The 21,008-nt window shown below is 71.0% G+C and carries 25 protein-coding genes and 1 pseudogene; 21 read left to right on the top strand and 5 right to left on the bottom strand.

Annotation, left to right across the window (positions count from 1 at the left end):
• The 18 genes and pseudogenes from rho to MXD58_RS04295 all read left to right on the top strand — a co-directional run.
• On the top strand, window positions 1–1,467 hold a 1,467-nt coding region (rho, locus tag MXD58_RS04380; RefSeq protein ID WP_250609066.1), incomplete at its 5' end, for a transcription termination factor Rho.
• A 196-nt stretch (window positions 1,468–1,663) separates the two neighbouring features.
• Complete coding sequence (gene rpmE / locus MXD58_RS04375) at window positions 1,664–1,900, top strand: 50S ribosomal protein L31 (protein ID WP_248836724.1); 237 nt, start codon at window positions 1,664–1,666, stop codon at window positions 1,898–1,900.
• A gap of 163 nt (window positions 1,901–2,063) precedes the next feature.
• Window positions 2,064–3,131 (top strand): peptide chain release factor 1, encoded by a 1,068-nt coding sequence (prfA, locus tag MXD58_RS04370; RefSeq protein WP_248836723.1) that lies wholly within the window; start codon window positions 2,064–2,066, stop codon window positions 3,129–3,131.
• A complete protein-coding gene (gene prmC, locus MXD58_RS04365; protein ID WP_374615611.1) occupies window positions 3,128–4,114 on the top strand; it encodes a peptide chain release factor N(5)-glutamine methyltransferase in 987 nt (328 codons plus the stop codon). The genes prfA and prmC overlap by 4 nt, the downstream gene beginning before the upstream one ends.
• A 16-nt stretch (window positions 4,115–4,130) precedes the next feature.
• Entirely contained in the window at window positions 4,131–4,781 is a 651-nt protein-coding gene (locus MXD58_RS04360) for an L-threonylcarbamoyladenylate synthase (protein ID WP_248836722.1), read from the top strand.
• Window positions 4,782–4,886: 105 nt separating this feature from the next.
• The gene (gene glyA / locus MXD58_RS04355; RefSeq protein WP_248836721.1) at window positions 4,887–6,143 is read left to right on the top strand and encodes a serine hydroxymethyltransferase; all 1,257 of its coding nucleotides are present in this window, start codon (window positions 4,887–4,889) and stop codon (window positions 6,141–6,143) included.
• Window positions 6,144–6,221: 78 nt separating this feature from the next.
• Complete coding sequence (locus MXD58_RS04350) at window positions 6,222–7,328, top strand: MraY family glycosyltransferase (protein ID WP_248836720.1); 1,107 nt, start codon at window positions 6,222–6,224, stop codon at window positions 7,326–7,328.
• Window positions 7,325–7,768 (top strand): Cg1360 family ATP-synthase-associated protein, encoded by a 444-nt coding sequence (locus MXD58_RS04345; protein WP_248836719.1) that lies wholly within the window; start codon window positions 7,325–7,327, stop codon window positions 7,766–7,768. Before MXD58_RS04350 ends, MXD58_RS04345 begins: the two co-directional genes overlap by 4 nt.
• Before the next feature lie 356 nt (window positions 7,769–8,124).
• On the top strand, window positions 8,125–8,259 hold the full coding sequence (locus MXD58_RS04340) for a F0F1-ATPase subunit family protein (RefSeq protein WP_248836718.1): 135 nt from the start codon (window positions 8,125–8,127) through the stop codon (window positions 8,257–8,259).
• A gap of 720 nt (window positions 8,260–8,979) precedes the next feature.
• Window positions 8,980–9,849 carry a F0F1 ATP synthase subunit A gene (gene atpB / locus MXD58_RS04335; RefSeq protein WP_248836717.1) on the top strand — a complete coding sequence of 290 codons (870 nt, stop codon included), beginning with the start codon at window positions 8,980–8,982 and terminating at the stop codon, window positions 9,847–9,849.
• 61 nt (window positions 9,850–9,910) lie between these two features.
• Complete coding sequence (locus tag MXD58_RS04330; protein WP_248836716.1) at window positions 9,911–10,156, top strand: ATP synthase subunit C-like protein; 246 nt, start codon at window positions 9,911–9,913, stop codon at window positions 10,154–10,156.
• 15 nt (window positions 10,157–10,171) lie between these two features.
• Window positions 10,172–10,759: pseudogene (locus MXD58_RS04325) on the top strand (F0F1 ATP synthase subunit B); the annotation flags it as partial.
• Between the two features lie 8 nt (window positions 10,760–10,767).
• Window positions 10,768–10,947, top strand: a complete 180-nt coding sequence (locus tag MXD58_RS04320) for a hypothetical protein (RefSeq protein ID WP_250609064.1) — start codon at window positions 10,768–10,770, stop codon at window positions 10,945–10,947.
• A 2-nt stretch (window positions 10,948–10,949) separates the two neighbouring features.
• Window positions 10,950–11,780 (top strand): F0F1 ATP synthase subunit delta, encoded by an 831-nt coding sequence (locus tag MXD58_RS04315; RefSeq protein WP_248836714.1) that lies wholly within the window; start codon window positions 10,950–10,952, stop codon window positions 11,778–11,780.
• Window positions 11,781–11,831: 51 nt separating this feature from the next.
• Complete coding sequence (gene atpA, locus MXD58_RS04310) at window positions 11,832–13,490, top strand: F0F1 ATP synthase subunit alpha (protein WP_248836713.1); 1,659 nt, start codon at window positions 11,832–11,834, stop codon at window positions 13,488–13,490.
• 3 nt (window positions 13,491–13,493) lie between these two features.
• Window positions 13,494–14,390, top strand: a complete 897-nt coding sequence (locus tag MXD58_RS04305; RefSeq protein ID WP_248836712.1) for a F0F1 ATP synthase subunit gamma — start codon at window positions 13,494–13,496, stop codon at window positions 14,388–14,390.
• A 285-nt stretch (window positions 14,391–14,675) separates the two neighbouring features.
• Window positions 14,676–16,115, top strand: coding sequence for a F0F1 ATP synthase subunit beta (gene atpD, locus MXD58_RS04300; protein ID WP_248836711.1), 1,440 nt, complete (start codon window positions 14,676–14,678; stop codon window positions 16,113–16,115).
• Window positions 16,115–16,375, top strand: a complete 261-nt coding sequence (locus MXD58_RS04295) for a F0F1 ATP synthase subunit epsilon (RefSeq protein ID WP_248836710.1) — start codon at window positions 16,115–16,117, stop codon at window positions 16,373–16,375. Before atpD ends, MXD58_RS04295 begins: the two co-directional genes overlap by 1 nt.
• 81 nt (window positions 16,376–16,456) lie before the next feature.
• Here the strand turns inward: MXD58_RS04295 and MXD58_RS04290 are convergent, their stop codons facing one another.
• The 4 genes from MXD58_RS04290 to MXD58_RS04275 form a co-directional block, all read right to left on the bottom strand.
• The gene (locus MXD58_RS04290) at window positions 16,457–16,774 is read right to left on the bottom strand and encodes a type II toxin-antitoxin system PemK/MazF family toxin (RefSeq protein ID WP_308301897.1); all 318 of its coding nucleotides are present in this window, start codon (window positions 16,772–16,774) and stop codon (window positions 16,457–16,459) included.
• Between the two features lie 20 nt (window positions 16,775–16,794).
• Entirely contained in the window at window positions 16,795–17,016 is a 222-nt protein-coding gene (locus tag MXD58_RS04285; protein WP_248836708.1) for a hypothetical protein, read from the bottom strand.
• A 105-nt stretch (window positions 17,017–17,121) separates the two neighbouring features.
• Window positions 17,122–17,694, bottom strand: coding sequence for a cob(I)yrinic acid a,c-diamide adenosyltransferase (locus tag MXD58_RS04280; RefSeq protein ID WP_248836707.1), 573 nt, complete (start codon window positions 17,692–17,694; stop codon window positions 17,122–17,124).
• Between the two features lie 304 nt (window positions 17,695–17,998).
• A complete protein-coding gene (locus tag MXD58_RS04275; RefSeq protein WP_248836706.1) occupies window positions 17,999–18,139 on the bottom strand; it encodes a hypothetical protein in 141 nt (46 codons plus the stop codon).
• Window positions 18,140–18,281: 142 nt separating this feature from the next.
• Here MXD58_RS04275 and MXD58_RS04270 point away from each other — a divergent pair, with 142 nt between their 5' ends.
• Together MXD58_RS04270 and murA are read left to right on the top strand one after the other, a co-directional pair.
• Window positions 18,282–18,734, top strand: a complete 453-nt coding sequence (locus tag MXD58_RS04270) for an NUDIX hydrolase (RefSeq protein ID WP_308301896.1) — start codon at window positions 18,282–18,284, stop codon at window positions 18,732–18,734.
• A 152-nt stretch (window positions 18,735–18,886) separates the two neighbouring features.
• Window positions 18,887–20,146 (top strand): UDP-N-acetylglucosamine 1-carboxyvinyltransferase, encoded by a 1,260-nt coding sequence (murA, locus tag MXD58_RS04265; protein WP_250609062.1) that lies wholly within the window; start codon window positions 18,887–18,889, stop codon window positions 20,144–20,146.
• Here murA and MXD58_RS04260 read toward each other — a convergent pair.
• Window positions 20,143–20,496, bottom strand: a complete 354-nt coding sequence (locus tag MXD58_RS04260) for a hypothetical protein (RefSeq protein ID WP_248836703.1) — start codon at window positions 20,494–20,496, stop codon at window positions 20,143–20,145. The genes murA and MXD58_RS04260 overlap by 4 nt on opposite strands.
• A gap of 293 nt (window positions 20,497–20,789) precedes the next feature.
• On the opposite strand from MXD58_RS04260, the gene MXD58_RS04255 reads away from it, so the two are divergent.
• The coding region (locus MXD58_RS04255; RefSeq protein WP_250609061.1) for an STAS domain-containing protein at window positions 20,790–21,008 on the top strand (219 nt) is incomplete at its 3' end.

The raw sequence follows: 21,008 nt of genomic DNA, 5'->3' as shown, positions 1-21,008 counted from the left end.
CGTTCTGAGCGTCCGGACCGTTCTGAGCGTCCGGACCGTTCTGAGCGTCCGGACCGTTCTGAGCGTCCGGACCGTTCTGAGCGTCCGGACCGTTCCGAGCGTGCTGACCGTGCGGACCGCCAGTCCGGTGACCGGGCCGGCCGCGGCGAGCGTGCCGACCGGGCGCAGAGCGACCGTTCCGGCGGTCAGAACAGCCAGAACGGTCTGAACAGCCAGAACGACGACGACTTCGCCAACCGCGGGCGCCGCGGCCGCTTCCGTGAGCGCGGCCGCAACCGTGGTCGTGGCGGCCAGGTCGGCCCGGCCGAGAACGAGCCGGTGGTGCGCGAGGATGACGTCCTGGTGCCCGTGGCCGGCATCCTGGATGTTCTGGACAACTACGCGTTCGTGCGGACCAGCGGGTACCTCACCGGTCCGACGGACGTCTACGTCAGCCTGGCCCAGGTCCGGCGCAACGGCCTGCGCCGCGGCGACGCCATCACCGGCGTCGTGCGCGCGCCGCAGGAGGGCGAGCAGCGCCGGGACAAGTACAACGCGCTCGTCCGGCTGGACACCATCAACGGGATGGACCCGGAGGAGGCCCGCGGCCGCCCGGAGTTCACCAAGCTGACCCCGCTGTACCCGCAGGACCGGCTGCGCCTCGAGACCGAGCCACACCTGCTCACCACCCGGGTCATCGACCTGGTCATGCCGGTCGGCAAGGGCCAGCGCGCGCTGATCGTCAGCCCGCCCAAGGCCGGCAAGACGATGGTGCTGCAGTCGATCGCCAACGCGATCACCACGAACAACCCGGAAGTCCACCTCATGGTCGTGCTCGTCGACGAGCGGCCGGAGGAGGTTACCGACATGCAGCGGTCGGTGAAGGGCGAGGTCATCGCCTCGACCTTCGACCGCCCGCCGGCCGACCACACCAACGTCGCCGAGCTGTCCATCGAGCGGGCCAAGCGTCTGGTCGAACTCGGCCACGACGTCGTCGTGCTGCTCGACTCGATCACCCGGCTGGGCCGTGCGTACAACCTGGCCGCCCCCGCCTCCGGCCGCATCCTCTCCGGCGGCGTCGACTCGACCGCGCTGTACCCGCCGAAGCGCTTCCTCGGCGCGGCGCGGAACATCGAGAACGGCGGCTCACTGACGATCATCGCCACGGCGCTGGTCGAGACCGGCTCGACGATGGACACGGTCATCTTCGAGGAGTTCAAGGGCACGGGTAACGCCGAGCTGAAGCTCGACCGTAAGATCGCCGACAAGCGCATCTTCCCCGCGGTCGACGTCGACGCCTCCAGTACCCGTAAGGAGGACATCCTCCTCGCCCCCGACGAGCTCGCGATCATGCACAAGCTGCGCCGCGTCCTGCACACCCGGGAGAACCAGCAGGCGCTGGAGCTGCTGCTCGACCGGCTCAAGCAGACCCGGACGAACTACGAGTTCCTCATGCAGATCGCGAAGACGGCCCCGCCGCAGGACTAGCGCCGAGCGCCCCTACCAGTGCGGGGGCGGACCCGCCACGCGCGGGAACACCCCGGCCGGTCGCGGCGTTTCGGATCGGCGGGGCGCGGGCCGACGGCCGCGGCGCCCCGCTCTGGCAGACTGGAACGGACCGGCTCCGGTTCACGCCCTCCACACGGGAACGGCGACCCGGCGGCCATATCGAAAGAGGAACCCCATGAGGCCTGATATCCACCCGACCTACCACGAGACGACCGTGACCTGTACCTGCGGGAGCGTGTTCACCACCCGCAGCACCAAGGACAACGGCGTGGTGAACGCCGAGGTCTGCTCGCAGTGCCACCCGTTCTACACGGGCAAGCAGAAGATCCTCGACGTCGGTGGGCGGGTCGAGAAGTTCGAGCGCCGGTTCGGCCGGCGGCGCCCCGGCGAAAAGGTCGGCGGCGCCAAGTAGCGCGGTCGCGGCGCCCGTCCGGATCCCGGACGGGCGCCGTTTGCGTCCGGGGCGGCTGGCGCCGTCCCGACGTCGGGACCCGAAGCCTCGGGCTCCCGAAATCCTCCGGTTCCCGGGAGAGCGCGGCGTTTCCGGGGCCCGAGACGTGCGAAGAGGAAACACCATGACGTCCCCGCTCGACGGCCTCGTCGCGGAGCACGCCCAGATCGAGGGGCAGCTCGCCGATCCGGCGGTGCACAACGACCCCGCGAAGGCTCGAGCCCTCAGCCGCCGCTATGCGCAGCTCGCCCCGGTCGTCGACCTCGCCCGGGAGCTGGAGCGCGTCTCCGACGACCTGTCCACCGCCCGTGAGTTCGCCGCCGAGGATGCCTCCTTCCGCGCCGAGGCGGTGGAACTCGACGCCGCGCTCGCCGGCCTCAACGAGCGGGTGCGCGCGTACCTGGTGCCCGTCGACCCGGACGACGCCCGCGACGCGATCCTCGAGGTCAAGGCCGGCGCGGGGGGCGAGGAGTCGGCCCTGTTCGCCGGTGACCTGCTGCGGATGTACCTGCGGTACGCCGAGCGGCGCGGCTGGAAGACCGAGATCCTCGACTCCAACCCGTCGGACCTCGGCGGCTACCGCGACGTCAGCGTCGCGGTGAAGTCCCGCGGCTCGTCCGGCGACGGGGTGTACGGCCGGCTGCGGTTCGAGGGTGGGGTGCACCGCGTGCAGCGGGTGCCGGTCACCGAGTCGGCCGGGCGGATCCACACCTCCGCGGCCGGCGTGCTCGTGCTGCCGGAGGCCGAGGACGTCGACGTCGACATCGACCCGAACGACCTGCGCATCGACGTGTTCCGCTCGTCGGGCCCCGGCGGGCAGAGCGTGAACACCACCGATTCGGCGGTCCGCATCACCCATCTGCCGACCGGTGTCGTGGTGTCCTGCCAGAACGAGAAGAGCCAGCTCCAGAACAAGGAGTCGGCGCTGCGGATCCTGCGCGCCCGGCTGCTCAGCGCGGCGCGGGAGCGGGCCGAGTCCGAGGCGTCGCAGGCCCGCGCGAGCCAGGTCCGCACCGTTGACCGTTCGGAACGCATCCGGACGTACAACTTCGCCGAGAACCGCATCGCCGACCATCGGGTCGGCTACAAGGCGCACAACCTCGACCAGGTTCTCGACGGCGAACTCGACGAGGTGCTCGACGCGCTCACCGCCGCCGACCTCGAAGCCAGGCTGGCGGCCCAGACATCGTGACCGGACCCGCGGCGACCCGCGGGTCCCGTCCTACGGCGCCAGCGCCAGCGCCAGAACCGACACCGACACCGGCACCGGCCGGGCTTGCCGCGCTGCTCGCGGACGCGACGGAGCGGCTGCGCGCGGCCGGGGTGGACAGCCCGCGGGCCAACGCCGAGCAGCTCGCCGCCTTCGCCCTGGATGTTCCGCGATCCCGGCTGGTGCTCGTCACCGAGGTGGCCGGCCCCGCCGCCGAGCGCTTCGCGGAGCTGGTGCGCCGGCGGGCGGACCGGGTGCCGCTGCAGCACCTGACGGGCGTCGCCGGCTTCCGCTACCTCGACCTGGCCGTCGGCCCCGGGGTGTTCGTCCCACGGCCGGAGACGGAGTCGGTGGCCGGCTGGGCGATCGACTGGCTGCGGGGCCGGGCCCAGGACGACGGTCGCGGCGTGGCGGGCGACGCCGGCCCGGTGTGTGTGGATCTGTGCGCCGGCTCGGGGGCGATCGCGTTGTCGCTGGCCGGGGAGGTGCCGGGAGCCCGGGTGCACGCCGTCGAGGTGGACGCGGCGGCGCTGGTGTGGCTGCGGCGTAATGTGACGGCCAGCGGCCGGGCGGTCGAGGTGCACGAGGCCGATGTGTGCACCGAGCCGCCGGCGTCGCTGACTCGGCTGGCAGGCGCGGTCGACCTGGTTGTCAGTAACCCGCCGTATCTACCCGATGCCGATCGGGCCGCGGTGCAACCCGAGGTCGGCGAATACGATCCGGCGCTGGCGCTCTGGGGCGGCCCCGACGGTCTCGACGTGGTGCGGGCCGTGGTGGCGCTGGCCGCGAGGCTGCTGCGCCCTGGTGGCCGGCTCGTCGTCGAGCACGCCGACGGCCACGGCGCCGCCGCCGTGGCGCTGGCCCGCGCCGACGGCCGGTGGAGGGACATCCGCGACCACCCCGACCTGGCCGGCCGGGATCGTTTCGTCACAGCTCGGCGTGCTGTCCACGGCAGCACCGGGTGACTGGAAGGACGGGCTGATGCAGCGCTTCGACTGTTCCGACGAGGCCGAGCGATCCCGTGGGCTGACGGCGGCGGCCGCTGTCGTCGGCCGCGGCGAGCTGGTCGTGCTGCCCACCGACACCGTCTACGGCCTCGGCGCCGACGCCTTCGACGGCGACGCCGTGGCCGGGCTGCTGGCCGCCAAGGGCCGTGGGCGCACCATGCCCGTGCCGGTGCTGATCGGCTCCTGGCGCACCCTCGACGGCCTGATCGACCGGGTCACCCCGCAGGTGCGGGATCTGACCCAGGCGTTCTGGCCAGGCGGGCTGACCCTGGTGGTCCGCCACGTCCCGTCCCTGCGGTGGGATCTCGGTGACGCGCGGGGCACGGTCGCGGTGCGGATGCCGCTGCACCCCGTCGCCATCGAGCTGCTGGGCCGCACCGGGCCGATGGCGGTCTCCAGCGCGAACATCAGCGGCCAGCCGCCGGCCACCACCGCCGACGAGGCCCTGACCCAGCTCGGCGGCGCCGCCGAGGTCTACCTCGACGGCGGCCCGTGCCGGGACGCGACACCGTCCACGATCGTCGACTGCACCGGTGACGTGCCGGTCGTGGTCCGCGCGGGGGCGGTCACCCTCGAGACGCTGCGTGAGGTTCTTCCGCTCATCCGCGAGCCAGCCGGCCGCTAGGGGCCCGGCCGCGGTCGCCGACCCCCGGGCCGAGTGGAGTACCGCGGCGGGGGAGAGGACCATGGAGGCGGATCGGTTGAGACGGACGCTGGAGGTGGACAGGTCATGAGCACCCCGTTCTGGGGCCCGGACTTCGGCCAGCTCGCCGACACCGACCCGGAGATCGCCGAGGTGGTGCTCGACGAGCTCGCCCGGTTGCGCGGTGGCCTGCAGCTCATCGCCAGCGAGAACCTGACCTCGCCGGCGGTGCTCGCCGCGCTCGGCTCGACCCTGTCGAACAAGTACGCCGAGGGCTACCCGGGTCGCCGGTACTACGGCGGCTGCGAGGTCGTGGACCGGGCGGAGGAGATCGGGATCGCGCGGGCGAAGGAACTCTTCGGCGCCGAGCACGCCAACCTGCAGCCGCACTCCGGCGCGTCGGCGAACTTCGCGGTGTACGCGGCGTTGCTCAACCCCGGGGACACGGTGCTCGCGATGTCGCTGCCGCACGGCGGTCACCTCACCCACGGCAGCAAGGTGAGTTTCTCCGGGAAGTGGTTCGACGTCGCCGCGTATGGCGTGCGCGAGGACACCGAACTCATCGACTACGACCAGGTCCGCGAGCTCGCCCGGGAACGCCGCCCGAAAATGATTATCTGCGGTGCGACGGCCTATCCCCGCCTGATCGACTTCGCCGCGTTCCGATCCATCGCCGACGAGGTCGGCGCGTGGCTGATGGTCGACGCGGCCCATTTCATCGGTCTGGTCGCCGGTGGGGCGATCCCGAGCCCGGTGCCCTATGCCGACGTCGTCAGTTTCACCACGCACAAGGTGCTGCGCGGCCCGCGCGGCGGAATGATCCTGGCCCGGGAGGAGTTGGCGGCCCGCATCGACAAGGCGGTGTTCCCGTTCAGCCAGGGCGGCCCGCTGATGCACGCCGTGGCCGCGAAGGCGGTCGCGCTGCGCGAGGCGGCCACCCCGGCCTACGCCCGGTACGCTCGGCAGGTCATCGCCAACGCGCAGGTGCTCTCCGGCGGCCTCGCCGCCGAGGGCATCAGGCCGGTCGCGGGTGGTACCGACACCCACCTCGCCCTGCTCGACCTGCGTGAGCTCGACGTCAGCGGGCGGGACGCGGAGGCGCGGTGCGGCGCGGCCTCGATCACGTTGAACAAGAACGCGATTCCCTATGACCCGCAGCCACCCGCGATCTCCTCGGGGATCCGGGTGGGCACCCCGGCTGTCACCACCCAGGGCATGGGCGAGGGCGAGATGAAGGAGATCGCCGGGCTGATCGCCCGGGCGGTGCGCGATCCGGCGGCAGCCGCGGAGATTGCCACCGCGGTGTCAGCGCTTGTCACGAAATATCCGGCCTATCCGCGGTAGGGCGTGCGCGGCGGCCCGGACGTAAGGCCCTTGGCGGTTCCCGGTTCCATCCTCCTCGGCGGTGGGAGTTTCCGAACGGTGCGCGAGTACCTGCTCGTCTTCGTGGTCTCGGCGGCGGTGACGTTTCTCGCGACACCGCTGGCCAGGTCCTTCGCTCTGCGCATCGGCGCTGTCGCCGGGGTCCGTGCCCGGGACGTGCACGCCACGCCCACCCCGCGCCTCGGCGGCCTGGCGATGCTCGCCGGGCTGTACGCGGGCCTGGAGGTGGCGGACCGGCTACCGTTCCTGTCGGTGGTCTCCCAGGACTGGTCGGAGACCCGCGCGGTGCTCGTCGCCGGGACCCTGATCTGCCTGCTCGGCGCCGCGGACGACCGCTGGGAGCTGGACTCGCTGACCAAGCTCGCCGGCCAGGTCGCGGCCGCCGGGATCATGGTGCTGCTCGGCGTCCAGTGGTCCTTCGCCATCAACCGGGACAGCGAGACGACGCTCAGCCTCGGCCCGGAGACGGCCGTCCCGCTGTCGATCCTGGCCACGGTCGTCATGATCAACGCGATGAACTTCATCGATGGCCTGGACGGGCTGGCCGCGGGCGTGGCGGCGATCGCGTCGCTCGCGACGTTCTACTTCGCCTACGAGATCGCGGTGATCGACGGGTTCTACCGGGCCTCGCCCGCGGCCCTGCTCGCCGCGGTCACCGCCGGGGTCTGCATCGGGTTCCTACCGCACAACTTCAACCCGTCGCGATTGTTCATGGGCGACTCCGGCTCGATGCTCATCGGCCTGCTGTCCGCCGCCTCGATGATCTCCGTGACTGGTCAGGTGGCGTACGGGGGTTACGCTGGACCCTCCCGGTCGTATCCGTCGCTCATTCCGTTGGCGATCCCGCTGGCCGTCCTCGCGGTTCCGTTCCTCGATCTCGGTCTCGCGGTGATCCGGCGGACCCGGGCGGGCCGGTCGCCGTTCGCGGCCGACAAGATGCATCTCCACCACCGCATGCTGGAGATCGGTAATTCGCACGTGAGGGCGGTTCTCTTCATGTATTTCTGGGCGGCTCTGGTCGGGTTCGGCGGGGTGGCCGCGTCGTTCTCCTCGTCGCCGCTGCCGATCCTCGTCGCCACGGTCGGGGTAGGGCTCGCGGCGCTGCTCGCGCTGCTGGTCCGGACGCAGAAGTCGGCGCGGGCATGATCGTGCCAGCGGCCCGGGTGATCCGGCTCGGCCTCGCGCTCACCGCCGTGCTCGCCCTGCCCGCGATCGGCCTCGCGGCGATCCTGCGCGGTGGGTCCGGCGCCGTGAGCGCGGTGCTGGGACTGGGGATCGTGGTGGTGTTCTTCAGCCTCAGCAAGCTCGCGGTCGGCGCGGTCGCCCGCCGGGCGCCTCAGCATCTGCTGGCCGCCGCGCTCGGCACCTACATTTTCAAGATCGCGGTGCTCGGTGGGCTGCTGTTGTCGATCCAGGACAGCTCCACGCTCGACCTGCCGGCGCTCGCCTGGACGATCTTCGTCGGGGTGTTCGTCTGGATGGGCGCGGAGCTGTGGGTCGCGACCCACACCCGGGTGCCGTTCTACGACCCCGACCGACCCGGCGCGTGGGATCCCGTGCGGCCCGCGCAGCGCCCGCCGCGATGACGAGCACGGGATCGGACGGTTCCGCCAGCGGTGGCGCGGGCCGGCGCCCGCCCAAACGTGCCCCCGACAGGGGAATTTCCGCTGAGTCGGCCGGGCCCGCCGGAGCGCCGGAGAATGCCAGCTCGCCCGGGGTCCCAGGCCGCCTCGGTGAGCCGACGGCCACGCGGACGGCTTCCGCCGACGCACAGGCCCGCCGCGCCGCTCGATCCGGACGACCTGCCCGATCCGGGCGGCCGGTCCGGTCGGCGGGACTGGTCCGGTCCACGGCGCCGGCGAGGTCCGCCCGACCCACCCGGCGCACGACCTCCGCGCAGCCCGCAGAGGCTTGGAACATCTTCGGAACTCTGATCGCCGGTATGACGTTCTGGGGATTGGTGGGGTTCGGTGCGGATCGGTTGTTCGGCTTTCGGGCCCTGTTCCTGCCGATCGGGCTGGCGCTGGGGATCGCCGCTTCGCTGTACCTGGTGATCTACAAAGTCACTCGCCGCTAGCCCGGTCGGCTAGTGCCGTGCCCCTTTTGTCGGTCTTTTTGGGCGAGCGTGCCAATCGTCCCGTAAGCGGCCTCCGATAGTCCTGACCTCCGCGTCCCGAATGACCTAGGCGTTCCCGTCAGGTGGACCTAGGTTGGCGGCCATTGCCGGCTGTTCGATGGGTGCGGTCGGACGGATTCGTCGGGATCCCGCCGGCCGGCTGGGAAATCTGCCGTGAACGTCCGCTCTTACGCCTTCGGGCGGTCATGACCTCGCAGGTCATCGACGGAGCGGCCGATAGCGGCAACAGTGGGGGACAGGTGGTGCGTCGACGAAGGGAGTAGCGGTACGGTGGCGGAAAGTGCTCATCTCGCCGCGAAGTCGGCCCATGGTCGACGGTGGGCCGCGAGCCGAAACGGGACGTCACGAGATGGTCACGCAATGTGGAAACGTCATCAACGGAGTGAAACCCCCGGACAACGCGCACATGAACCAGGGTGAACCTCGAACCGAGTTCGTGCCTGCGGCGCGCCGGTGTGGATAGTATCGCGGGCAACAGGGCGCCGGCCCGTCGACACCCGTCCGGGTTCGACGCTGGCGGGGCGCTCTTCGAGGCGCTGCCACCGGTTGGCAACGGGTCGTTCTTCGGTGTGGGCGTGTCGTGCGAACCCGGTAGGGTGGTGGCAATCTGCTGCCGGCACGGCAAGCTCACTGAGCCGTGGGTGCCTTACTTAACTGATCATGGAGGTGTTAGCTGTGCCGGTCCTCGCTGATGAGGGCTTCCAGGGCCCCACGAAGGAGGTCTTCCAGACTCCGCACTGGTTCGACATCGGGATCGGCTCGGCCAACTTCTATCTCAACAAGGCCACCGCACTCACGATCTTCGCGGCCGTGTTTGTCGCTGTGATCTTCTGGCTGGGTTTCCGTCGAGCTAAAATCATACCTCGCGGGATCCAGAACCTGTGCGAGTCCGCGTACGACTTCGTCGATGTGCAGATCGCCCGCGGCGTGATCGGGGAGAAGGGCGCCAAGTACACGCCCTACCTGCTGGTTCTGTTCAGCTTCGTGCTGGTCGGCAACTCCCTCGCGGTCATCCCGGGCGCCCAGTTCCCGGCGACGTCGCGGGTCGCGGTGCCGATGGTCCTGTCGATCATCACCTACGTGATGTTCAACTACGCGGGGATCAAGGCCAACGGCGCGCGCGCGTACTTCAAGGAGATGGTCGACCCGGCGCCGACGGCGCCGCTCGGCATCCGGGTGATCCTGGCTCCGATCGAGGTCCTCTCGACGCTCATCGTGCGGCCCTTCACGCTGGCCATCCGACTGTTCGCGAACATGTTCGCCGGCCACCTCCTGCTGCTGGTCTTCTCGCTGGGCGCGGACTACCTGCTGCCCAAGCCCCCTTACGTGATCGGCGTCCTGTCCCTGCTCGTCGCGATCGTCCTCACGGCGTTCGAGCTTGTCATCGACGCTCTCCAGGCGTACATCATCACCATTCTCACCGCCGCGTACATCGGTGGCGCGATGTCGCACGGAGAGCACGAGGTTGCTCCGTCCGAGGATCTCGCCGAGCACGCCCCGGTGGGCGTGCCCGCAGCGGCCCACGCCTAGTTTTCTTCCCTCCCTACCTGCACCGGCCGAGTCCCGGTGCCCGACTGAATAGGAAAGCACCGTGTCCGACCCCTCGATCATTCTCGCCTCAAAGGACGCTGTGACCGGGAGCCTCGGCGCCGTGGCCTACGGTCTGGCCGCCATTGGCCCGGGTATCGGCATCGGCCTCATCTTCGGCCTCGGCGTCCAGGCAATCGCCCGGCAGCCCGAGGCGGAGCAGGTCGCCTTCCGGTACATGCTGATCGGATTCGCCCTCGCCGAGGCCCTTGCGCTCATCGGCTTCGTTGTTCCCTTCGTGTTCCCGTAAACCGGCGGAGCGACCATGAGCGCAACAGCCACTATCCTTCTCGCCGCTGCCGAAGGCGGCCACTCTGACGAGAACGTCCTGATTCCGCCGCTGAGTGAACTGCTCATCGGCACCCTGGCCTTCGGCCTGCTGGTGGCCTTCTTCTTCTGGAAGATCCGGCCGCAGGTCAGCAAGGTCTACGCGGAGCGCACCGACCGCATCGAGGGCGGGCTCGCCCGCGCCGAGGCGGCGCAGCGCGAGGCGCAGGCGGTGCTCGAGCAGTACCGCGCGCAGCTGGCCGAGGCTCGCGCCGAGGCCGGCCGCATCCGCGAGGACGCGCACACCGAGGGTCGTCAGATCGTCGATGAGCTGCGGACCTCGGCTCAGCGGGAGATCGCTGAGATCAAGGAGCGTGCCGACGCCCAGCTCGCGGCCGACCGGGCGCAGATCGTCGCCCAGGTTCGCCGGGAGGTCGGAGAGCTCGCGATCGACCTGGCCTCGAAGATCGTGGGCTACCAGGTCGAGAGCAGCACCACCCAGTCGCGGCTGATCGACGACTTCATCGCCGCGCTGGACAACTCGAGTGAGGGTGGCGCCCCGGCGGCCCCCCGCGGGCCCCGGGGCTGTCCGTGGTGGGATCCTCGACGCACCCGCTCCCCCCCGCCCCGGCAAAAAAACTTAAAACAATCGCCGCGCCCGGGCGGGGCCGCCCCCCCCCCCCGCCCCCCCCCCCCCCCCCCGCCGCCCCCCCCCCCCGCCCCCCCCCCCCCCCCCCCCCCCCCCCCCCCCCACCGGTCGGGCCAGGGGGCTGACGGTGGAGGGAGCCTCGAGGCACGGGCTCGCCGCCGCGCGGGCAACACTCGACCAGGTCATGGCGACGGCGCCCGGGACAGTCGCCGGCGCGGACGCTGGTCGGGTGGCGGGCGACCTGCGGGCCGTCGCGGAGCTGCTTCGCAGCGAGCCGACCGTGCGCCGGGCGCTCACCGACCCGGGCGCGCCGGCGACGGCGCGCACGGAGCTCGCCACCCGGCTGCTCGGCAGCCAGGTCGCCGGCGAAAGCCTGGCGATCGTGCACACCGCGGTCAGCTCCCGCTGGTCGCGACCAGGGGACCTTCGCTTCGCGCTGCAGGAACTGGGCGTCGAGGCGTTGCTGGTCGAGGCCGAGCGGGACGGATCGCTGGAGGAGGTCGAGGACGAGCTGTTCCGTTTTGGTCGCATCCTCGGCCAGAACCCGCAGCTCGCACTCGCACTGACCGACCCCGCGGCGCCCGCGGAGGTCAAGGACGCCCTGCTGGCCCGGCTGCTCTCCGGCCGGGCCCACTCGGTCACCGTCCGGCTGGCCCAGCAGGCCGCGGCCGACCGCGTGCACGGCGACGTCGAGCGTCGCCTGGCGGACTTCAGCCGGATCGCCGCCGCCCGCCGGGGGCGGGTGGTGGCGATCGTGCGGACAGCGGTGCCGCTGAGCGACGATGCCCAGGCTCGCCTGAGCGCCGCGGTCAGCCGGTACTTCGGCCGTCAGATCCAGGTTCAGGTCGACCTCGACCCCAGCCTTCTCGGTGGAGTCGTGGTCCAGGTCGGTGACGAGGTGGTGGACGGCAGCGTGCTGCGCCGTCTGGTCGCCGCGCGCCGGGCGATCCTCCGGTAGTCCGGCGGCGATGATGACCATGTCAGCGATGAACGACGAAGGACGTAAGCGATGACTGAGCTCTCCATCCGGCCGGAGGAGATCCGCGACGCCCTACGGGAGTACGTCGACTCCTTCCAGGCCACCTCCGCCGGCCGGGAGGAGGTCGGCCGGGTCGTCGTCACCGGTGACGGGATTGCCCGGGTCGAGGGCCTCCCGCACACCATGACCAACGAGCTGCTCGAGTTCTCCGGCGGCGTGCTGGGTCTGGCGCTGAACCTCGAGGTCGGCGAGATCGGCACCGTCATCCTCGGCGAGTCCGAGCACATCGAGGAGGGCCAGGAGGTCCGCCGCACCGGCGAGATCCTCGCGGTCCCGGTCGGTGACGGCTTCCTCGGGCGGGTCGTCGACCCGCTGGGTCGCCCCATCGACGGCCTCGGTGAGATCCAGACCGAGGGCACCCGTGCCCTGGAGCTGCAGGCTCCCACGGTCGTCCAGCGTCAGCCGGTGAAGGAGCCGCTGCAGACGGGCATCAAGGCGATCGACGCCATGACCGCCATCGGCCGCGGCCAGCGCCAGCTGATCATCGGCGACCGGCAGACCGGCAAGACCACGGTGGCCATCGACGCGATCATCAACCAGCGGGACAACTGGGCCTCTGGTGATCCGAAGAAGCAGGTCAAGTGCGTCTACGTGGCCATCGGCCAGAAGAAGACGACCATCCGCGAGGTGGTGAACACCCTCGAGGAGGCCGGCGCGCTGGCCTACACCACGATCGTCGCCGCCCCCGCGGACGAGCCGGCCGGCTTCAAGTACATCGCGCCGTACTCGGGCTCCGCCATCGCCCAGCACTGGATGTACAACGGCCAGCACTCCCTGATCGTCTTCGACGACCTGTCCAAGCAGGCCGAGGCGTACCGGGCGATCTCGCTGCTGCTGCGCCGCCCGCCGGGCCGTGAGGCCTACCCGGGCGACGTGTTCTACTTGCACTCCCGCCTGCTGGAGCGCTGCGCGAAGCTGTCCGACGAACTCGGCGGCGGCTCGCTGACCGGACTGCCGATCATCGAGACGAAGGCCAGCGACATCTCGGCCTACATCCCGACGAACGTCATCTCGATCACCGACGGGCAGATCTTCCTCGAGTCGGACCTGTTCAACCAGGGTGTGCGCCCGGCCATCAACGTGGGCACCTCGGTGTCCCGGGTGGGCGGCAGCGCGCAGACCAAGGCGATGAAGTCCGTCGCCGGCCGCCTGCGCCTGGACCTGGCCCAGTACCGCGAGCTGGAGGCGTTCTCCGCCTTCGGTTCCGACCTGGACAAGGCCTCCCGTGACCAGCTTGCCCGGGGTGCCCGCCTCGTCGAGCTGCTCAAGCAGCCGCAGAACCAGCCGTACCCGATCGAGCGCCAGGTCGTGTCGATCTGGGCCGGCACCACCGGCAAGCTCGACGACGTGCCGGTCGGTGACGTGCGCCGGTTCGAGTCGGAGTTCCTCGACTACGTCGGTCGCAGCGCGGCATCGGTCTACGACTCGATCCTGGGCTCCGGCAAGCTCGGCGACGACACGATCGCGCAGCTCGAGTCGGCGATCGCCACCTACAAGGGGCAGTTCACCCTCACGGACGGCACGCCGCTGGTCAACGAGGCGGCGGCGAGCCCGCTCGACCGTGCGCAGGTGGGTCAGGAGAGCATCTCGGTGCACCGGCCCGCGTCGCGCAAGCCGGCCGAGGGCTGATCCATGGCGGGGCAGCTTCGTGAGTACCGGCGGCGGATCCGTTCCGTCCAGTCGACAAAGAAGATCACCAAGGCGATGGAGCTGATCGCCGCCTCCCGGATCGCCAAGGCGCGTGCCCGGGTCGCGGCGGCCCGCCCCTACGCCGAGGAGATCACCCGGGTGATTGAGGCGGTGGCGTCGCAGACGACGATCAGCCACCCGCTGACCACCGAGCACGCGCAGGCCACCCGCGCCGCGGTCGTCGTGATCACCAGTGACCGCGGGCTGGCGGGTGGCTACAGCTCGAACGCGCTCAAGCGCACCAACGAGCTGATCGAGCTGCTGCGCACGGAGGGCAAGTCGATCGAGCTGCACGTCGTCGGCCGCAAGGGAGTGGGCTACTACCGCTTCCGCGACCGGACGATCGACGGTGAATACACCGGCTTCTCCGAGCAGCCGTCCTACGGCGACGCCAAGTCGGTCGCGGACGCGCTGATCTCCTCGTTCGTCGCGGCCGCCGAGGACGGTGGGGTGGACGAGATCCACGTCGTCCACACCGAGTACCTTTCGGCGCTCACCCAGACGCCGGTCGCGCGGCGGCTGCTGCCGATGGTGCTCACGGAGACCGACCAGCCGCCGACGGGCGGACCGCTGCCCCAGTACGAGTTCGAACCGTCCGCGGAGGCGGTGCTCGACGCTCTCCTGCCCCGGTACGTCGAGAGCCGCCTGTACGCGGCGATGCTGGAGTCGGCGGCCTCGGAGTCGGCGGCGCGGCAGCGCGCGATGAAGTCCGCGACGGACAACGCCGAGGACCTCGCCCGCAGCTACAGCCGGCTGGCGAACCGGGCCCGCCAGGACGCCATCACCCAGGAGATCTCCGAGATCGTGGGCGGCGCGAACGCCCTGGCCTCGGCTTCCTGAGCGGAGACGTCCGGCTTGTCATCGCGTTGTTCGCCCCGGTAGGTGACACTGAGATGCGGGGTGACACTGGGATCGGGGAGCCCCCGCGCGGGAGGGGTCCGACCCGGTCGGCGTGACCGGCCATGACGTAGAGCGACCATGACGTAGAGCGACCACAACCGAGTAGGACGGCGCGGGCAGGTGCGGCGGGCGGGGACGATCCCGTCGCACCGACGCGTCGGAGGTGCCAGAGAACGGCTAGCCCGAGGCTGCGGCGACGGGCAACGATGGGAAACTGAGGACGCCATGACCGTCACCACCAGCTCGCCGGCCCCGGCGGAGGGCCGGGCTCCGGGCGTCGGCCGGGTCGCCCGAGTCATCGGACCGGTCGTCGACGTGGAGTTCGCGCCGGACGAACTTCCTGAGATCTACCGAGCCCTCGAGGTCGACCGCACGATCGGCGGCCAGACCCTGACGCTGACCCTCGAGGTCGCCCAGCACATCGGTGACAACACCGTGCGGGCCATCTCGATGCAGCAGACGGACGGCCTCGTCCGTGGCGCGCCGGTGCGCGACACCGGCGCGCCGATCTCCGTGCCGGTCGGCGACGCCACCAAGGGGCACGTGTTCAACGTGCTCGGCAACCCGCTCGACGTGGAGTCGGTCAACGCCGAGACGCGCTGGCCGATCCACCGCACGGCCCCGGCGTTCGACCAGCTCGAGTCGAAGACGGAGATGTTCACCACCGGCATCAAGGTCATCGACCTGCTCGCGCCGTACGTGCGCGGTGGGAAGATCGGCCTGTTCGGCGGTGCCGGCGTCGGCAAGACCGTCATCATCCAGGAGATGATCCGCCGGGTCGCCAAGGAGTTCGGTGGCGTCTCGGTGTTCGCGGGCGTCGGCGAGCGCACCCGTGAGGGCAACGACCTGTTCCTGGAGATGACCGAGGCCGGCGTCATCGAGGACACCGCGCTGGTGTTCGGCCAGATGGACGAGCCGCCGGGCACCCGGCTGCGGGTCGCGCTCGGTGCGCTCACCATGGCCGAGTACTTCCGGGACGTCCAGAAGCAGGACGTGCTGCTGTTCATCGACAACATCTTCCGGTTCACCCAGGCCGGTTCCGAGGTGTCGACCCTGCTCGGCCGCATGCCGTCGGCCGTGGGCTACCAGCCCACGCTCGCCGACGAGATGGGCGTGCTGCAGGAGCGGATCACCTCGACGCGCGGTCACTCGATCACCTCGCTGCAGGCGATCTACGTCCCCGCGGACGACCTGACCGACCCGGCGCCGGCGACGACGTTCACCCACCTCGACGCCCAGACGGTGCTCGACCGGTCCATCTCCGACCTGGGGATCTACCCGGCCGTCAGCCCGCTGGACTCGAACTCCCGGATCCTCGACCCGCGCTACATCGGGCAGGAGCACTACGACACCGCCCGCGAGGTGCAGCGGATTCTGCAGCGTTACAAGGACCTGCAGGACATCATCGCCATCCTCGGCATCGACGAGCTCTCCGAAGAGGACAAGATCCTCGTCAACCGGGCCCGTCGTATCCAGCGGTTCCTGTCGCAGCCGTTCTTCGTGGCCGAGCAGTTCACCAACATCCCTGGCAAGTTCGTCCCGCTCGACGAGACGATCGACTCGTTCAAGCGGCTCACCAAGGGCGACTTCGACCACCTGCCCGAGCAGGCGTTCTTCATGTGCGGTGGCATCGAAGAGGCGGAGAAGAACGCGGAGAACCTCTGATGCCGATCAGGGTCGCGATCGTCTCGCCCGAGCAGGAGGTGTGGTCCGGCGACGCCGACATGGTCGTCGCCCGGACCACCGATGGTGACCTCGGCGTTCTGCCCGGCCACGTGCCGCTGCTCGGGGTGCTCGTCCCCGGCGGCACGGTCCGGATCAAGGCCGCCGGGCGTGAGATCGCCGCGGAGGTCGACGGTGGCTTCATCTCCGTCACCCGCCAGGGCGTCAGCATCCTGGCCGAGACGGCGACGCTGAGCGGCTGAACGGCTGAGCGGCACGGCTGAGCAGCACACGGGCGCGCTTCCCCAGCAGGGGAGGCGCGCCTTTCACGTGGCCTGGGCCGCTCACATGTTCAGGAGAAACTTCAGCACTTCCGTCATGCGCAGCAGGCGGTCCGGGTCCACGACGCCGAGGCGGCGGGTGAACCGCTGCTGGGACACGGACTTGACGTCCTCGACCTTCGCGTAGCTCGTCTCGCGCAGGCCGGTGCCGCCGGGGGCGAGCTCGACGTGGGAGGGCAGCCCGCGGCACGTCCTGGTGACGGGAACGACGATGGACAGGCCCGCGCGGCTGCGGTTAAGCCGATCCGCGGACACGACGACCGCCGGCCGGCGTAGCCCCTGCTCGTGCCCGATCGGCTCGCCGAAGTCGACCATCCACACCTCGCCGCGGCGAGGCGAGATCAATCCAGGCCGTCCCGCAGGGCCGGCGACTCGGCGCCACGCTCGGCTCCGACGCCATCCCAGCTGTCGGTGTCACCGGCGAGCTGCTCGTAGCCCTGTTCGAAACCGCGCCAGAACAGCTCGCGTTCGTAGGCCTCGACGGCCTCGTCGATGATGGTCTGCATCTGCTGCCCGGTGGTCGCGGCCATGGCCGCGACCCGCTGCCGCGTCCTGTCGCTCACGCGCACCGTGGTACTCATGATCACTAGTCTACAATTGAGTTGACTGGGCTGTCGACACTCCGGTATGCGCGCATCGCGCGGCCGCGTTCGCGGCGAGCCTGGCCCTCACGCGTGGGCTCCCGGCCGCCACAGCACGTCACCCTGGGGGTTGGCCACCCGGGCGAGGATGAACAACAGGTCCGAGAGTCGGTTGAGGTACTGGGCGGGCAGCGGGCCGGTGCGCTGCGCGTCGGCGTCCAGCAGCGCCCAGACGGAACGCTCCGCCCGGCGGGCCACCGTGCGCGCGGTGTGCAGCAGGGCGGCGCCCGGGGTGCCGCCGGGCAGGATGAACGAGTCGAGCTTCGCCAGGTCGGCGTTGAAGCGGTCGCACGCCTCTTCCAGCCGCTCGACGTAGGCGTTCGTGATCCGCAGCGGCGGATAGGCGGGCTCGGGCGTCACGGGCGTGCACAGGTCCGCGCCGACGTCGAACAGGTCGTTCTGCACCTGGTCGAGCACGGCGCGCACGTCCTCGGCCAGCCCGCCCAGCGCGAGCGCCATTCCGATCGCGGCGTTGGCCTCGTCGACGTCGGCGTAGGCGGCCAGCCTCGGGTCCGTTTTCGCCACCCGGGACATGTCGCCCAGCGCGGTCGTACCGTCGTCGCCGGTCCGCGTGTAGATCCGGGTCAGGTGCACCGCCATGCCCGCCAGTCTACGGAGCCCCCCTTTCAGGCGCCCGTCCCCGCCCGTCCCCGCCCGTCCCCGCCCGTCCCCGCCCGTCCCCGCGGAGCTCCCGGATCACGCGGCGGCCGGCCCGGGTGGGTGGGTGGGAGCGGGGCTTCGGGCCGCTTCTGCAGGCCTCCGCGCCCGCTTTGCCCCTACAGAAGCGGCCCCAAACCGGTCAGCCCGGTCAGCCCGGTCAGCGCGGTCAGCGCGGTCAGCGCGGTCGCGGCGGCTTGTCCGGGCAGGGAGCCGGGGCCAGGAACGCACCGGCCGTCGAGGACAGTCAGACGGCCGGGGAGCAGGCGTCTACCAGCGCCTCGTCGCCCAGCGGCGTCGCGCCGTCGATCACCCAGAGCGCGTCGTCGCGCGCCCCGGCGGCGTCCTCGTTGTCCGCCTTGCCTGGCCGACTGATGGATCGCGGCATTCGCACCCGTCGGCCCCTGAGCAGTCATGACGAAGCCTGTCGTCGCGGGTATCGCCGGTGGGAGTCGGGCGTTCGGACGGCGTGTCGGTCACGCCTTTTGGCGAGCGGCAATCACTAGGTTTCCCGCGCTCGTTCACTGAGCGTGTCGGGCGTGGTCTGCCATGAGGACGGGACGATTCTGGGGAATCGGCGCCGGGACACCGGTGGCTGGCAGATTCCCGGGGGAGTGCTGGAACGTGGTGAGACGTGCCAGCAGGGGCTGTGCCGGGAGATCGCCGAGGAGACAGGGGCGTGGGCCCGGTCGGCTTGCCGGGGTCCACCGGAACCTCCCGCGCGATGTCGTCGCCATGGTCCTGCTCCGCGGATGGGCCGATCCGGGCCGAGCCGATCCGGGCCGAGCCGATCCGGGCCGAGCCGATCCGGGCCGAGCCGATCCGGGCCGAGCCGATCCGGGCCAATCCGGGCCAATCCGGGCCGATCCGGGCCAGTGCGGAGGAGTCGCGGGAGGTCCGCTGGCTCACGGGGCCGAGGTCGATGCCAGGTTCGTGCCGGCGTTCGCGGTGCGGGTGACGGAGGCCCTGGCCGGGCTGGATGAGCCCTGGGTACGCATGCACGATGGGCTGTCCGCGCTCGACGTGGACGCCGGGGGATGAAGTATGCGCGCAGGGTGATGGCGGTCAATACGGTGGGGGTCGGTGAAGATCTTCATGCCAGGACCTAGCATCGAGGTCCGTGGAGCGCTTCGTCGTGACAGGCGGCACCCGGCTGATCGGCGAGGTCGCCGTCCCGGGTGCGAAGAACTCTGTCCTCAAGCTGATGGCGGCCAGCCTGCTGGCCTCCGGTCGCACGACCCTGACCGCCGTTCCCGACATCCTCGACGTCGCTGTGATGGGCGACGTGCTTGCCGGGCTGGGCGTGTCCGTGGTACGTGACGTGCGCCACGGCTGGCTGGGGCTGGACGTGCCGGACGAGCCCGGTGCCGCGGCCGACGGTGACCTCGTGCGCCGGATCCGGGCGTCGGTGGCGGTGCTCGGCCCGCTGGTGGCCCGGTGCGGGGAGGCCCGCGTGGCGCTGCCCGGCGGGGACGCGATCGGCTCGCGGGCGCTGGACCTGCATGTCAACGGGTTGGCCAAGCTCGGCGCGGTCATCGATGTCGAGGGCGGCGTGCTGGTCGCCCGCAACTCGGGGCGGCTGCAGGGCGCGACGATCTGGCTGGACTTCCCCAGCGTCGGCGCCACCGAGAACCTGCTGATGGCCGGCGTTCTCGCCAAGGGCACGACCGTGATCGACAACGCGGCCCGCGAGCCGGAGATCGCCGACCTGTGCGCGATGCTCACCGCGATGGGGGCCCGGATCGACGGCGCGGGCTCGTCCACGCTGGTGATCGACGGCGTGGACGCGCTGACTCCGGTGGAGCACCGGACGGTGCCGGACCGCATCGTCGCCGGCACGTACGCGGTGGGCGCGCTGATGACCGGCGGCGATGTCATGATCCGCGACGGCCGGGCCGGCCACCTCGGCATCGTGCTGGAGAAGCTGGCGCAGGCCGGCGCGGAGATCGACGTGCTGGCGGACGGCTTGCGCGTGGTCGGCCGGGAGCGGCCGCGATCGGTCGACGTGGTGACCCTGCCCTATCCCGGGTTTCCGACGGACCTGCTGCCGCAGATCATCGCCCTGGAGTCGATCAGCTCCGGAACCTCGCTGATCACCGAGAACGTCTTCGACAGCCGCTTCGTGTTCTGCCGGGAGCTGCACAAGCTCGGCGCGGACCTGCGCACGGACGGCCATCACGTCGTCGTGCGCCCGGCGCGGCGCCTCACGGGCGCCCAGGTGATGGCCTCCGACGTGCGTGCCGGGGCGGCCCTGGTGCTCGCCGGGCTGGTCGCCGACGGTGAGACGGTGGTGACCGACGTCCATCACATCGATCGGGGCTACGCCAGCTTCGTGGAGAGCCTGACGGCGCTCGGCGCGAACATCCGCCGCGTCACCGACGACGGGGCGGGCTAGGCCCCGGCGAGCGCGTGGGCGGCGCGGTCCGCGTCGGCGGCGAACACCAGCACGTGCCGGCGGCGCCGCGGGCGGGACACGATGTTGCCGGCGGCGTCGATGTGCAGCGGCACCAGCGCCAGCGCCCAGGTGGACCGGATGCCCTGGGCGCGCAGCGCGGCCCGGGCGAGGCTCACCTCGACCTCGGTGTCGACGACGACGACCGGGACGAGCAGCCCGAAGTCGAGATCGAACACGACCCCGCTGGGCAGCGACCGCGCGGGCAGGCTCGCCCACCGGGCGGCGACGATCAGCCCGGCGACGGCCATCAGCGCGATGACCGGTTCGATGAGGTATTCGACCGTGATCACGACTGAAAGACCCCTCCCGCCTCGCGGCCCGCCGCGTTCGTCCTGCGTTTTCATCGTCGCAGACGCGGGCGACGTAACCGGCGCGAATCCGACACGATTCCGCCACGGAATTCAACAGAGGAAACATCCGAACCCCGTACCTGGGACTATTCATGTACCCGGCCCCGACCCCTGTGGCCCCTGATGACAGCTCGGACGAGGCGGACAGCGCCTCACGACCACTCGCGCGATCGACGCGAGCTGGGCGAAAGCACCGGCGCCCGTCGCGGGCGAGCCGGGGACGGGAGATCACCATGAACCATGACGGTGGCACGCAGGTCCGCTGTCTGCCGGCGGCGGGCCGGGGTGGCGCGGGGGCATCGGTCCGGCTGGTCGGCCAGGTGGATGTGCGCACGGTGGGCGCCCTGCGTTCCCTGCTGCACGCCGCGATCGACGGCGGCACCGGCCCCCTGCGGGTCGACGTCGCCGGGCTGGAACTCGGTGACCACGCGGCGCTGGCGGTGCTGCTCGGC

Origin of the sequence: Frankia sp. AgKG'84/4, from assembly GCF_023242965.2 — a bacterium.
GTDB lineage: Bacteria > Actinomycetota > Actinomycetes > Frankiales > Frankiaceae > Frankia.
The sequence above is the reverse complement of the archived record's forward strand: the minus strand, read 5'-3'. Positions and strand labels throughout refer to the sequence as shown.